This is a genomic window from Cobetia sp. MM1IDA2H-1 (assembly GCF_002916775.2).
Lineage (GTDB): Bacteria > Pseudomonadota > Gammaproteobacteria > Pseudomonadales > Halomonadaceae > Cobetia > Cobetia marina.
In genome coordinates this window covers 1,879,378-1,892,139 of the sequence record NZ_CM133225.1, presented here as the reverse complement: position 1 = coordinate 1,892,139, position 12,762 = coordinate 1,879,378, and the positions used below count along the sequence as shown (strand labels likewise).

Annotated in this window: 13 protein-coding genes; 3 read left to right on the top strand and 10 right to left on the bottom strand. The window is 60.9% G+C overall.

All coding sequences use genetic code 11. The annotated features are described in order from the left end of the window. Positions 1 to 128 precede the first annotated feature (128 nt). Entirely contained in the window at positions 129 to 1,253 is a 1,125-nt protein-coding gene (locus BOH68_RS08095) for an alcohol dehydrogenase family protein (protein ID WP_219815810.1), read from the top strand. Positions 1,254 to 1,356: 103 nt separating this feature from the next. Here BOH68_RS08095 and BOH68_RS08090 read toward each other — a convergent pair whose 3' ends face one another. The 3 genes from BOH68_RS08090 to mtnA form a co-directional block, all read right to left on the bottom strand. Beyond that, on the bottom strand, positions 1,357 to 2,643 hold the full coding sequence (locus BOH68_RS08090) for a nucleotide sugar dehydrogenase (RefSeq protein WP_077376466.1): 1,287 nt from the start codon (positions 2,641 to 2,643) through the stop codon (positions 1,357 to 1,359). A gap of 3 nt (positions 2,644 to 2,646) precedes the next feature. After that, complete coding sequence (galU, locus tag BOH68_RS08085) at positions 2,647 to 3,531, bottom strand: UTP--glucose-1-phosphate uridylyltransferase GalU (protein WP_077376470.1); 885 nt, start codon at positions 3,529 to 3,531, stop codon at positions 2,647 to 2,649. Positions 3,532 to 3,762: 231 nt separating this feature from the next. Then, positions 3,763 to 4,881 carry an S-methyl-5-thioribose-1-phosphate isomerase gene (mtnA, locus tag BOH68_RS08080; protein WP_077376473.1) on the bottom strand — a complete coding sequence of 373 codons (1,119 nt, stop codon included), beginning with the start codon at positions 4,879 to 4,881 and terminating at the stop codon, positions 3,763 to 3,765. Positions 4,882 to 5,107: 226 nt separating this feature from the next. On the opposite strand from mtnA, the gene ubiG reads away from it, so the two are divergent. Together ubiG and BOH68_RS08070 are read left to right on the top strand one after the other, a co-directional pair. Next, entirely contained in the window at positions 5,108 to 5,869 is a 762-nt protein-coding gene (gene ubiG, locus BOH68_RS08075) for a bifunctional 2-polyprenyl-6-hydroxyphenol methylase/3-demethylubiquinol 3-O-methyltransferase UbiG (RefSeq protein WP_077376476.1), read from the top strand. Further along, a complete protein-coding gene (locus tag BOH68_RS08070; protein ID WP_077376479.1) occupies positions 5,866 to 6,552 on the top strand; it encodes an HAD-IA family hydrolase in 687 nt (228 codons plus the stop codon). Before ubiG ends, BOH68_RS08070 begins: the two co-directional genes overlap by 4 nt. A 136-nt stretch (positions 6,553 to 6,688) precedes the next feature. Here BOH68_RS08070 and BOH68_RS08065 read toward each other — a convergent pair whose 3' ends face one another. The 7 genes from BOH68_RS08065 to tolQ form a co-directional block, all read right to left on the bottom strand. Next, complete coding sequence (locus BOH68_RS08065; protein ID WP_077376482.1) at positions 6,689 to 7,453, bottom strand: YciK family oxidoreductase; 765 nt, start codon at positions 7,451 to 7,453, stop codon at positions 6,689 to 6,691. A gap of 151 nt (positions 7,454 to 7,604) precedes the next feature. Continuing rightward, positions 7,605 to 8,375 (bottom strand): tol-pal system protein YbgF, encoded by a 771-nt coding sequence (ybgF, locus tag BOH68_RS08060; protein ID WP_077376485.1) that lies wholly within the window; start codon positions 8,373 to 8,375, stop codon positions 7,605 to 7,607. Between the two features lie 138 nt (positions 8,376 to 8,513). After that, entirely contained in the window at positions 8,514 to 9,023 is a 510-nt protein-coding gene (gene pal / locus BOH68_RS08055; protein ID WP_065392600.1) for a peptidoglycan-associated lipoprotein Pal, read from the bottom strand. Between the two features lie 70 nt (positions 9,024 to 9,093). Continuing rightward, the gene (tolB, locus tag BOH68_RS08050) at positions 9,094 to 10,386 is read right to left on the bottom strand and encodes a Tol-Pal system beta propeller repeat protein TolB (RefSeq protein ID WP_077376488.1); all 1,293 of its coding nucleotides are present in this window, start codon (positions 10,384 to 10,386) and stop codon (positions 9,094 to 9,096) included. Continuing rightward, on the bottom strand, positions 10,383 to 11,579 hold the full coding sequence (gene tolA, locus BOH68_RS08045; protein ID WP_077376491.1) for a cell envelope integrity protein TolA: 1,197 nt from the start codon (positions 11,577 to 11,579) through the stop codon (positions 10,383 to 10,385). Before tolA ends, tolB begins: the two co-directional genes overlap by 4 nt. A gap of 3 nt (positions 11,580 to 11,582) precedes the next feature. Further along, positions 11,583 to 12,029 (bottom strand): protein TolR, encoded by a 447-nt coding sequence (gene tolR, locus BOH68_RS08040; protein WP_077376494.1) that lies wholly within the window; start codon positions 12,027 to 12,029, stop codon positions 11,583 to 11,585. A 14-nt stretch (positions 12,030 to 12,043) separates the two neighbouring features. Then, on the bottom strand, positions 12,044 to 12,721 hold the full coding sequence (gene tolQ, locus BOH68_RS08035) for a protein TolQ (RefSeq protein ID WP_077377369.1): 678 nt from the start codon (positions 12,719 to 12,721) through the stop codon (positions 12,044 to 12,046). Positions 12,722 to 12,762 lie beyond the last annotated feature (41 nt).

The window sequence follows — 12,762 nt, the reverse complement described above, 5'->3', positions numbered from 1 at the left end:
TTCTGACTCCCCTATCGCCTGATGATTCTTTACGAAGCGCGCTTGCAGATGACATGCCGCCTCGCCATTTGCTAGCCTGCAAGGTAGAACATTCACTCTACTCTTCCGTCATCCCCAGAGGGAACGTCATGCTATCCGATACCACGTCCTCGTTACCCGACACCATGCTCGCCATCGTGACCACCGGCCACGGCGGCTATGAACGCCTCGAGGCGCAAGAACGGCCTGTCCCTGTGCCAGACAAAGGGGAAGTGCTGATCAAGGTACTGGCGGCTGGCATGAACAATACCGAGATCAATACGCGCCTTGGCTGGTATTCCTCCAGCATCACCACGGCCACGAACCAGGCCAGCAGCCAGCACGACACCTCGCCTGGCGAGACGACAATCGACAAGCCGGTCCCGCCTGAAGGTGGCTGGAAAGGCGAGACGCCCTTCCCCCTGATCCAGGGAACCGACTGCTGCGGTGAAGTGGTCGCGCTCGGCGAAGGTGCCGACACAGCGCTGCTCGGCAAGCGCGTACTGGTGCGGGCCTGCATGCGCAGTGCAGGCTGGGAGTCACTGGAAAACGAATGGATGGGCTCTGACTTCGATGGCGCCTTCGCGCAATTCGTCAGTATCCGGGCCAGTGACGTCTTCCCGATTGAATGTGACTGGAGCGACGTGGAACTGGGCTCACTGCCCTGCGCCTATGGCACAGCGGAGAACATGCTGGAACAGGCCGAGCTCACATCCGGCGAACGCGTACTGGTCACCGGCGCGTCGGGCGGCGTGGGCTCCGCCACCCTGCAACTGGCCAAGCGACGTGGCGCCATCGTCTATGCAGTGGCAGGCGCTTCCAAGCATGAGGCCCTGCGCACGCTGGGGGTCGACAGACTGTTTGATCGCCATGCGGACCTGGTCGCCGAACTCGGGCAGGAATCCGTCGATCTGGTGGTCGACAATGTCGCCGGCGATGCCTTCCCGGTGATGCTCAAGCTGTTGTCACGTGGAGGCCGGCTGGTGACCACCGGCGCCATCGCCGGGCCCATGGTCACCCTGGACCTGCGTGATCTGTACCTCAAGAATCTCCGCCTGCTGGGCACCACCGCCTGGTGCAAGGCGACCTTCCCCAATCTCGTGCGCTACGTGGAGCGCGGGGAGATTCGCCCCTTGATCGCGGCGAGTTTCCCGCTGAAGGATATCGCCAAGGCCCAGAAGGCCTTCCTCGAGAAGACCCATGTCGGCAAGTTCGTGCTTGAGCCCTGGGCCTGATGAGCCACAGGAGTGACCAAGGAAAAGGCCCCATCCGTTGCCGGATGGGGCCTTGTTCATGCCAGGCGAATGTCATGCACATTCGTCAGGTGCCGAGACGGTGTCACGGCGTCGCGCGACGCCCGATGCCTCGGTAGGTCAGCCCCTGGCTGGCCACGTAGCTGGGGTCATAGATATTGCGACCGTCCAGCACCAGCTTCGCGCCCAGCTCACGCTTGAGACGCTGCCAGTCCGGATTCCAGTAGCACTTCCATTCCGTGACCAGCATCAGGGCGTCCGCCCCTTCGAGGGCGTCGTACATGTTGCCATCGACCAGCTCCAGCAAGGGGTGTGCGCCACAGGCCTCGCCCAACGCGGACAGCGCCGCCGGATCATGCACACGAACGCGTACGCCCTGAGCCCACAACGCCTCGAGCAGCGTCAACACCGGCGCATGGTCGATACGCGCCGTGCCCGGTTTGAACGCCGCCCCCCAGATGGCGATGGTGCGACCGCGCAGCTCGCCATCGAAGTGCTGCCACAGCTTGCGGAATAGCGTCTCCTTCTTGGCCTCGTTGATGTCGAGAACATGCTCGAGCAGCAGCGATTCACGTCCGGTCTCATGCTGGACATCGGCCAGACGCATCAGGTCGCGCGAGAAGTTGGGACCACCGAAGCCACAGCCCGGATACAGATAGCCGAAGCCGATGCGCGGGTCGGCGCCCATGCCCTGGCGCACGTACTCGACGTCCACCTCGAGGGAATCCGCAAGCCCGGCGACTTCGTTCATGTAACTGATCCGGGTCGCCAACATGCCATTGATGGCCAGCTTGGTCAGCTCGGCGGCGCGGCGCGGCATGATCTGGAAGACATCTTCCCGACGATTGAAGGCGCGCAGAAGCTCCTGGACGCGACGTGTCGCGACCTCGGACTCGCTGCCCAGCAACCAGCGCGCGGGGCGCTCGAAGGTCGCCAGTGAGCGCCCCTCTTCCAGCATGTCCGGCAAGGCCACCGCATATTGATCATCCCGCGACAGCAGCGCCTCGAAACGCTCGGTGGTCCCGACAGGGAAGGTCGAATTGTTGACCAGCACCGTCGGCTCCGCGAGTGTCGCGACGACCTGCTCGATACGCGCCAGAGCACCCTCACGTTGATCCGGCGAGACGGCCACCCAGTGCACATCGATGCGACGCAGTGAACCAAGTTCCTTCACCAGCGTCAGATCGCCACGTTCGACGTGGCGGTCCAGCCGCTCTCGCAAGCCCGGCTCACTGTTCAGCCAGTCGACCCGGTCCAGTGACTCCCAGTCCATGTCTTCATGCGGCCACCACCAGACATTGTGGCCGACACTCGCCAAGGCGGCACTGGCCGTGGCAGCCGCCAGTTCGCTTCCGTGCACCAGCACCTGCATGGCTCATTTCTCCTGATAGCGGGTCATCAGCTCGCGGAAGCCTTCCCCGAATTTCGGGTGACGCTTGGCGAAGGAAATGGTGGCTTCCAGATAGCCCAGCTGATGGCCACAGTCATAGGTATCGCCGGCCATGCGATAGGCGGCGACCGCCTTGTCATCACGCAGGGTATCGATGGCGTCGGTCAGCTGGATCTCGCCACCGGCACCCGGCGGGGTATTCTCGAGCAACTCGAAGATGCGACCCGGCAGCAGGTAACGGCCGATCACCGCCAGAGTGGAGGGTTCGGTGCCCGGTGCCGGCTTCTCGACCATCCCGCTGATCATCGCGGACTTGCCCGCTTCCGGCGTCTCGCCATCGATGGCGACGATACCGTACTTGTAGGCCATCTCCTGAGGCACGTTCTCGACCATGATCTGGGCGGCATTGGTGGCTTCATAGGCCTCCATCATCCGCGCCAGGTCATTCTTCTCGAGACCTTCGCCGTCGACCAGCACGTCCGGCAACATCACCAGGAAAGGCTCGTCTCCGACGATTGGCTTGGCACACAGCACCGCATGGCCCAGACCCAGCGGTTCCGGCTGACGCACGCTGATGATCTTGACGTCATCCGGAATGATGTGACGAAGTTCCTCGAGCAGCTCGAACTTGCCCTTGGCTTCCAGAGTCGTCTCGAGCTCGAAGTGCTTGTCGAAGTGGTTCTCGATGGCATTCTTGCTGGAATGGGTGACCAGGACGATTTCCTTGATACCCGCCGCAACCGCTTCTTCCACCACATACTGGATCACCGGCTTGTCGACGATGGTGATCATTTCCTTGGGGATGGCCTTGGAGGCCGGCAGGCAACGAGTTCCGAGACCTGCAACAGGCAATACAGCCTTGCGTATCATGAAGCGTCTTCCTTGTGTCTATGTCGTGGCAGATCGTGACGACTCTACCGAGTTACTGCCGCCCGGACGAGATGGCGACCGTCCTGAAATCTAGGCAGGGATTATGCCAGTTTGGCAAAAAAGTGCGAATTGACCGCAGATTTTCCACACTGGCCCATCAGATCGGCTGTCTGAGACGTCCATGACGGGCCAGTCCACGCGAAGCCTTCGCTCCGCGGACAGGGTGCCTTCTCAGCGACGCTGGGCACGCCCCAGCAGGGCACCCACACTGTCGCTATCGGGCGACTCTACCACACCATGCTCGGTGACGATGGCATCAATATACTCATGCGGTGTGACATCGAAGACCGGATTGAAGACCTCGATCTCATCGGGAGCGATCCTGCGATTTCCTGCCTGACGCAGCTCATCGGCATCGCGAGTCTCGATGGGGATGGCGGCCCCACTGTCCAGACTGGCATCGAAGGTGGCAAGGGGCGCCACCACCATCACCTTGACGCCGTGGGCACGCGCCTGGACCGCCAAGGAGAAGGTGCCGATCTTGTTGGCCGTGTCGCCATTGGCCGCGATGCGGTCCGCACCGACGATCAACCAGCGCACATCGCCATCGCCGTCCCTGGATTGCATGATCAGCGAGGCGGCCCCCTCCACGGCCAGTCGGGCGGGAATCTTTTCTTGCACCAGTTCCCAGGCGGTCAGTCGAGCTCCCTGCCACCAGGGGCGCGTCTCATTGACATGGACGCGGCTGATCAGCCCCTGAGCGTACGCCGTGCGAATCACGCCCAGGGCGGTACCGTGCCCCCCAGTCGCCAGCGCACCGGTATTGCAGTGCGTCATCACCTCACAGTGGGGGGTGTCGGTCGACAGGGACGCGGCAATCACCTGCGCACCGAATTCCGCCATGCGCAGATTGTCCTCGAGATCCTGCTCATGAATGCGCACGGCTTCCCGCAACAGTGCCTCGTGGGGAGCAAGCTCACGCGTGGCGTGCGCAGCGATCACCGTACGCATGCGATCCAGCGCCCAGAACAGATTGACCGCCGTCGGCCGAGAAGCCGCCAGAACCTCGCAGGCCGCTTCCAGACGCACCCCCCATGCCCCGCCCTCATGTGCGGCGCGAACCGCCTCCAGTGCCACACCATAGGCGGCCGCGATGCCGATGGCCGGTGCACCACGCACTACCATGTCGGCAATGGCGCGAGCCACGCCGTCTGCATCCCGCAGTTCGATCTCTCGGGTCTCGCCCGGCAGCAGACGTTGATCCAGCAGTGCCAGTCGCGGCAAGGCATCTTCGTCGCTACCGGTGGCATTGTATGACTGGGTCAGCCAGCGAATTGGAATCAGGCTCATGACACTTCCCTGTAGGCTCACGGACAAAGGGGTTCGCACTGGAGAACACCGCGGCGCGATAATGGCTGAGGCCATCTGCAAGTTCCCGTCATGACGAGTTTTTTGCAGTTACCGCTGACCCGCGACGACAGGCGGATTAGAATGGAGGAATCGTGCCCGAGGGTGACGCGTCTGTACAGGGGCGTGCATGCTTGCGATGCACTTCCGTAACGGTAAGGATCCGATCATGAGCCATAGCGACGCCAAGCAAGATTCCACTGCCCCGGATCATCTGGGCAACGTCGATGCCAGCGAAATCGCCAAATTTTCCGCGCTCGCCAGCCGCTGGTGGGACCGCGACAGCGAGTTCAAGCCACTCCACGACATCAACCCGCTGCGCGTCGATTACATCGACACCCATGCCGGACTCGCGGGCAAGCGAGTCATCGATGTCGGTTGTGGCGGCGGCATCCTGTCCGAGGCCATGGCTCACCGTGGCGCCACCGTGACCGGGATCGACATGGGCGAAGCCCCGTTGTCAGTGGCACGCCTGCATCAGCTGGAATCCGGTGTGGAAGTCGATTATCGCCAGACCACCGCGGAAGCTGCCGCCGAGGAAATGGCGGGACAGTTCGATGTCGTGACCTGTCTCGAGATGCTCGAGCATGTTCCTGACCCTTCCTCGGTGATCAACGCCTGCGCGCGGCTGGTCAAGCCGGGAGGCAAGGTGTTCTTCTCGACCATCAATCGCAATCCCAAGGCGTACGCCTTCGCGATCATCGGTGCCGAATACCTGCTGCAGATGCTGCCACGTGGCACGCATGAGTACCGCAAGTTCATCCGCCCGGCTGAGCTTGGCCGCTGGACGCGTGAAGCGGGCCTCAAGATGGAGGGTTCCACCGGCATGACCTACAACCCGCTGACCCGTAAATATCGCCTCAACACCGCCGACCTCAGCGTCAACTATCTGATGCATACGCGCCGCCCGACGGAAGACGAACTCGCATGAGTCTGCCGGCCGCACTGCCCCGTCCCGCTGCGCTGATCTTCGATCTCGATGGCACCCTGGTGGACACTGCGCCGGACCTGGCGCGTGCGACCAACGAGCTGCGTAGCCATCATGCCTTGCCGGAACTGAGCTATGAGGTGATTCGCGCCGAGGTCTCGCATGGCGGAAGCGCCCTGGTGAGACTGGCGCTGGGTCACGACATCGATCATCCCTCGCATGCCGAGGAGCGTGCACACCTGCTGGACTTCTATGCCCGTGATGTCGCGGCCCACAGCGAGCTGTTCCCGGGCTATGACGCCTTGATCGAGATCTGTCAGCGCAACGGCCTGCCCTGGGGGATCGTGACCAACAAGCCGCGTCAGTTCGCCGAGCCGCTGATCGAGTCCCTGGCGCTCACTCCGGGCTGCCTGCTGTGCGCCGATGACCTGCCCGTCAAGAAGCCCCATCCTGAGCCATTGTGGGAGGCGGCCCGCCTCCTCGGCGTCGAACCGTCACGATGCTGGTATCTCGGGGATCATGATCGCGACATGCAGGCGGCGCGCGCGGCGGGCATGCTGGCGGTCGCCGTGCGCTATGGCTACGTCCGCGACGGGGATGATGTGGACGCCTGGCCTGCCGATGTGTGGTTCGACACCTCGGAAGAAGTCATCAATGCCGCTCTGCGCGCAGCGGAACTGCGCTGACGCGGCGCGCGATACCCTGACGCCCTGCCAATGAAAACGCCGACGGCCATGGCCGTCGGCGTTTTCATTGCAGGCAATCCTGTCAGTGACAACTTCTCACCATCAAGTGCTCGTCACTGTCACCCGCTCGGACATCTCACGTCCTGGGCGGCTGGGCATCGAACATCTCGCCGGTGCGGCCACGACTCTCCGGACCGATCAGCCACAGGTAGCTTGGCATGATGTCGGCTGGCGTACGCAGGGTATCCGGGTCTTCCGCCGGGAAGGCCGACTTGCGCATCGACGTTCGAGTCCCACCGGGATTGAGGGTATTCACGCGGACCTGACTGGTATTCTCGAGCTCCTGTGCCAGCAGCTGTGAAAAGCCTTCGGTGGCGAACTTCGAAACACTGTAGGCCCCCCAGAAAGCACGCCCCTTGCGGCCGACACTGGAACTCGTCAGCACCACGGACGCATCCCGAGACGCTTTCAGCAGTGGCAGCAGCGCCTGCAACATCCAGATAGGCCCATTGATGTTGACCTGCATGACCTGCTCCCACAACGCCGGATCATACTGCTCGAACGGGGTGATCTTGCCCAGCAGACTGGCATTGTGCAGCACCCCATCGAGTCGCCCGAATTCCTTGTCGAGCGTTTCCGCCATCTGCTGGTAATCCTTGAGCGTGGCCCCTTCGAAGTTCAGCGGGTAGATCGCTGGCTGAGGAGCCCCCAATGCTTCGATCTCGTCATAGACTTCCTCGAGCTTGGCAATGGTGCGCCCCAGCAAGATGACGGTCGCGCCATGCCTGGCATAGTCAATGGCTGCTTCACGACCGATGCCCGAGCCTGCACCAGTCACGAGAATGATTCGCCCTTTCAGCAGATCCGCTGGTGCCTGATAATCGATCTTGCATTCCGCCATGAGGATATCCCGTCCTGAACGCTGGCCTTGCCGAGAGGCTGACCCGAAGGGCAAGGCCTGAGGTGTATCGATGACATGCGGGCGCATGTCAGAACGCACAAAGCCCGCCTTGTCAGTCAACAAGTGCGGGCTTTGTCATCATCATCTGGCGTCATGCGCCAGAGGCGAGGAAATCCTTGGCCATTCCGCCGGCCTTGCTGTCGGGGTACTGGCGAACCAGTTCCTCGAGCAACTTGCGACTTTCCTGCGCCTTGCCCTGCCGCGCCTTGACGAGTCCCAGCTTGTACATCGCATCCGGCACCTTGCTAGATTGCGAGAACTCACTGATGACAGTATCAAAGGCCTGGGCAGAAGCATCCAGTTGATTCTTCGCGGAATACAATTCCCCCAACCAATAATGGGCATTGGCCGCGAGATTGGAATCCCCGTGATCCACCACAAAGGATTCAAAGGCATCGATCGCTCCGTCGAAATCACGCGACTGCACCTTGGCAAAGGCGTTCTCGTAATCCTTCTGGGCATCCCCTCCACTGGAGGCATTGGCGCTGCTGGCATTGCTGCCCGCACCACCACTGACCGCGGCTGCGGTCTGCGCATCGACCTCCTGACCGTTCTCACCGGCTGGACTTGTTCCCGAAACACGTTGCTCCAGGTCCAGGTAACGTTGCTGCGACATCTCGGTGAGTCGCTTGAACTGATATTCCAGTTCATCGACACGCCCGCGCAGCCGCGCAATTTCCTGGGCCTGCTCATCAAGCTGGTTGAGAAGGGTCAGGGTGCCGCCACCACTCAAGCGAGTGTTGGCCTGCTGATAAAGCGAGTTGGACTGTACGGTAAGGTCTTCCACTGCGGGTGCGGCTGCAACTGACAACGGAAGCGCCAGGGCTCCCACACCGCACAACCATTTCAGGCTGTCTTTCATGCTGTCGGCTCCGCCGAATCATCATGTTGCCGTGCGAGAAGGCCCGAGCCTCAAGGTTGCCCTTGGGACTCAGGCCTGCTCAACACAAGTTTCAAGCGTCTCTGTTATCCCGCAGGGACCTCAGAGAGATTGCCGAACTCAGTAGTCGAAGACCACACGACGGTTCTTGGCATAGGAAGATTCGCCGTGACCTTGAACGGCCGGACGCTCTTCACCGTAGGAGACGATCTCGATCTGGGACGGAGACACACCCTGAACAGTCAGGAAGCGTGCGACAGACTTGGCACGACGCTCGCCCAGACCCAGGTTGTATTCACGAGTACCGCGCTCATCAGCGTGGCCTTCCAGAACAACGTTGGCGCTGGTGTTGGCCTTCAGGTACTGGGCGTGGCCCATCAGGACGCTTTCGAATTCAGGACGGATGGTGTCCTTGTCGAATGCGAAGTAGATGGTACGCACGTCAGGCATGGAAGCGTTGCTCATCTGGTTGCCGTTGGTGTTGGCACCAGAGTTCATGCCGGCAGTGTTGGCACCGCTGTTGGCTGAATCCATGTCGCCGTCCTGGGCGCCACCGCTGCTGGAACAACCGGCCATGACGCTCAGGGACAGGGCAACCAACAGACCTTTTGCATACGGGGTGAACTGCATTGTAAAACTCCTTGCTCTAATGAAAACGAATGCCAAGCCTTTCTTTGTGACTCGGATGCATTCTAGTGGTTTAGTTCAGGAACGGCGACCACGCAGGTTCACGCACTTCGCCTTGTGGTGACGGCAGGGAAAATTGTGCTCTTCCGTCTGCCGAGACCTCGCCCAGGACCCCACGGGTTCCTTGCTGAGTGGCATATATCACCATAGTGCCATTCGGTGCAACACTTGGAGATTCATCCCACTGAGTATCCGTGAGGGATGTCACTCGACCACTCTTCAGATCCTGCTTGGCAACCTGATAACCGTTGCCCGAGCGATTGATCATGAACAGGGTTTCCCCATCGGGCGACACACGCCCACGGGAATTGTAGTTTCCGGTAAACGTCACGCGTTCAGTACCCCCGGAAAGATCAAGACGATAGATCTGCGGCGAGCCGGCACGATCAGACGTGAAGACCATGCCACTGCCATCCGGCAGCCAGTCCGGCTCGGTATCGATCGCAGGATTGTTGGTCAGACGTTGGAATTTGCGTGACGCGATATCCATCACATAAATCTCGGGCTGACCATCCTTTGACAATGCCATCGCCAACTTGCGGCCATCCGGAGACCAGGCCGGAGCACCATTGATGCCACGGAAACCGGTCAGTTTGGCACGACGACCACTTCCCAGCTCCTGAACATAAATCGCAGGCCGTTCTGATTCGAAACTCACGTACGCCAGTTTCTTTCCATCCGGCGACCATGCAGGAGACATGATCGGTTCATCGGATGCAAGAATCTCCTGACTACCATGGCCATCCGAGTCGGCAACATACAGTGCGAAACGAATGTTGTCACCCACGCCATTGGCGGTAATGTAGGCGATTTTTGTCGAGAAAGCACCGCGAATTCCAGTGATTTCCTCAAATATTTCATCACTCATGTAATGGGCGCGCGAACGCAACTGGCCATCACTGCCCGTGATGACTTCTCCCAGCATGCGCTTGTTCCCGAGCACATCCATCAGCTCGTATTGAATGCTGTAGCCACCGCTGCTCGCATTCTTGACCTGCCCGACCACCAGATAGCTGGCGCCGAGACGCTTCCAGTCATTGACGAAGACATCCTGGGTAGTCCCCGGCAGCGCGATCAGGTTGTCACGCTTGATCGGCTCGAATTGGCCGCTGCGCGCCAGATCATCCGAGATGATACGGGCCAGATCCTGAGGGAGACTTCCCCCCGTCAGGTTCTCGAACGGCACCACGGCGATCGGAGTCGCGCTGTCATTGCCCTTGGTGATCTCGATGGTCAGGTCCGCTCGCGCCATGCTGGTCACGACCAGCATGGCGGCTGCCATCATCCATGTAGTCACTCGTCTCATCGGCCCAGGTCCTCTGGATTGAAGTACAGATTGAAGTTGCGGAACTGGCTCTTGGCTGAAGCCGGCAGGTCCTGCATCTCGGTAAACGGTGCTGCTTTCTGTATCGCCTGAATCGCGGAACGATCAAAGGCGGCATTGCCACTGCTCTTGCTGACCGCAGCCGAAACAAGTTCTCCTGTCGGCAGCAATGAGACGCGCAGCGTCACCGTCATGCCGGGTACGGTACCTGAAGGCCGATTCCAGTTCTGCCCGACATACTTCTTGAGCAGACTCTCAAAGCCATTGGCCGCCTGTGCGGCCTGCTTGGCGCCACTGATGGCGTCACTTTCGCTGTCGATCAGACTATCCAGTGACCCGGCTGATGCCTGTGCCGCCTTCTCGGCAAGCGCCTTCTGGCGCGCGGCCTCCGCGGCTGCCTTCTTGCGAGCCTCTTCCGCTGCCTTTTCCTTGGCCGCCTTTTCCTTCGCCGCTTTCTCGGCGGCTGCCTTGGCTGCCTTTTCCTTTTCAGCCTGCGCCTTGGCCTTGGCCGCCTTTTCAGCCTCTGCCTTGGCCTTCGCGGCTTTTTCCGCCTCGGCTTTCTTGCGCGCTTCCTCGGCTGCCTTTTCCTTGGCGGCCTTCTCCGCTTCCGCCTTGGCCTTGGCCGCATTTTCGGCTTCCGCCTTCTTCAAGGCGTCTGCCTTGGCCTGTTTTTCAGCTTCAGCCTTCTTGCGCTCAAGCGCAATCGCCTTGGCTTCTTCCGCCCGACGCGCTGCATCTGCCTTGGCCTTGTCTGCCGCCTCGGCAGCCGCTTTCTGTTCCGCCTTCAACTGCTCAGCCGCCTTGGCCTGTGCCGCCTTCTCCTGCTCGGCAGCCTTGGCCTGCTCTGCCTTGAGCTGCGCGGCTTTCTCGCGCGCAGCACTTTTCTGCTGTTCTGCAGCGCGCTCCGCTTCCCGGGAGGCCTCCTCCTTGGCACTCTGACGCTCATCGGCCTCTTCGGCGGCGTCCCGCGCCTTGCTGGCCTTGGCCTGTTGGGGCTGATTGGTCGTCGTTTCGGTGCTGACCAGCGTCGCGTTGACGATGGTCGTGCTGCTCTGATCCGGCTCGGACTCAGGCCAGCTCACCAGGGTCAGTACCAGGATGACCACATGCAGACCCACGGCCAGCACGACGGGTAATCCATAGCCTGCCCGCTTTTCGATTTCCGGCTGACTCATCCATCAGCCCTCGTTCGGCGGTTCTGAAATCAGCCCGACATTGGGAACGCCCGCCCCCTGCAGAGTGCTCATCAGCCCCATCACATCACCATATGGCGCTGTCTTGGCGCCTTTGACCAGCACGGGTGTCTTGGGCTTTTCCGACACGATGGCGGCCACCTTGCTGCCCAGGTCATCCAGGGCGACGGGAGTCCGCTTGTCCTGATCAGAGCCCAGATCGATGTAGTAGTTGCCGCTGTCATCCAGCGAGACGATCAGCGGTGTCACGTCATCAGGATTGTCGATGGGCTTGGAGGTGACCTTGGGCAGTTCGACCTGTACCCCCTGGGTCATCATCGGCGCGGTGATCATGAAGATGACCAGCAGCACCAGCATGACATCGATGAAGGGCACCACATTGATTTCAGAGGACAGCTTGCGCTTGTGCCCCCGGCTGTAAGGTCCTTTCATGCTCGACTCTCCTTTCAGGCGTCGTTGCTGCCACGGCCGTGCAGATTGCGATGCAGAATGGAGTGAAGCTCTTCGGCGAAGTCTTCATAACGGCCCAGCAGCTGATCGGCACGGCTGGCCAGACGGTTATAGAAGATGACTGCCGGAATCGCGGCAAAAAGCCCCATGGCGGTGGCGACCAGCGCTTCTGCAATCCAGGGAGCGACAGTGGTCAGAGTGGCCTGCTGTGCAGTCCCCAGTGCCTGGAAAGAGCCCATGATGCCCCACACCGTCCCGAACAGACCCACATAGGGGCTTACGGAGCTGACGGTGGCCAGGAACGGAAGATGGATATTGAGACGTTCTTCCTCGCGTGACAGCGTGACACGCATGCTGCGCTGAACGCCGTCCATCACCGCATCGGCATTGCTGGACTTGGGCTTGAGACGACTGTACTCACGAAAGCCTGCACGGAAGACGCCTGCAGCACCCGGCGTCGCCTCTTCTTCACTGGGCAATTCACGGTAGAGGTGATTGAGATCCACTCCGGACCAGAAACGCTTTTCAAAGGCGGTATACGCCTGTTTCGCTCGTGACAATGCCATCCCCCGCTGGAAGATCACTACCCAGGAGGCGATGGAAGCCGCCAACAGCAGCAACATGACGGATTGCACCACCAGGCTGGCATTCGCGAACAGCGAAATGATCGACATCGAATCTTCCACGGAAATCCCTCTTTTACTTGGTTCAGTCA

Bases quoted from the DNA above. Each gene is read 5' to 3' on its own strand.
- ubiG (WP_077376476.1), top strand. From the start codon at position 5,108: ATGAGCCATAGCGACGCCAAGCAAGATTCCACTGCCCCGGATCATCTG.
- tolB (WP_077376488.1), bottom strand. From the start codon at position 10,386: ATGAGACGAGTGACTACATGGATGATGGCAGCCGCCATGCTGGTCGTG.
- BOH68_RS08070 (WP_077376479.1), top strand. From the start codon at position 5,866: ATGAGTCTGCCGGCCGCACTGCCCCGTCCCGCTGCGCTGATCTTCGAT.
- ybgF (WP_077376485.1), bottom strand. From the start codon at position 8,375: ATGAAAGACAGCCTGAAATGGTTGTGCGGTGTGGGAGCCCTGGCGCTT.
- mtnA (WP_077376473.1), bottom strand. From the start codon at position 4,881: ATGAGCCTGATTCCAATTCGCTGGCTGACCCAGTCATACAATGCCACC.
- galU (WP_077376470.1), bottom strand. From the start codon at position 3,531: ATGATACGCAAGGCTGTATTGCCTGTTGCAGGTCTCGGAACTCGTTGC.
- pal (WP_065392600.1), bottom strand. From the start codon at position 9,023: ATGCAGTTCACCCCGTATGCAAAAGGTCTGTTGGTTGCCCTGTCCCTG.
- BOH68_RS08065 (WP_077376482.1), bottom strand. From the start codon at position 7,453: ATGGCGGAATGCAAGATCGATTATCAGGCACCAGCGGATCTGCTGAAA.
- tolA (WP_077376491.1), bottom strand. From the start codon at position 11,579: ATGAGTCAGCCGGAAATCGAAAAGCGGGCAGGCTATGGATTACCCGTC.
- tolR (WP_077376494.1), bottom strand. From the start codon at position 12,029: ATGAAAGGACCTTACAGCCGGGGGCACAAGCGCAAGCTGTCCTCTGAA.
- BOH68_RS08090 (WP_077376466.1), bottom strand. From the start codon at position 2,643: ATGCAGGTGCTGGTGCACGGAAGCGAACTGGCGGCTGCCACGGCCAGT.
- BOH68_RS08095 (WP_219815810.1), top strand. From the start codon at position 129: ATGCTATCCGATACCACGTCCTCGTTACCCGACACCATGCTCGCCATC.
- tolQ (WP_077377369.1), bottom strand. From the start codon at position 12,721: ATGTCGATCATTTCGCTGTTCGCGAATGCCAGCCTGGTGGTGCAATCC.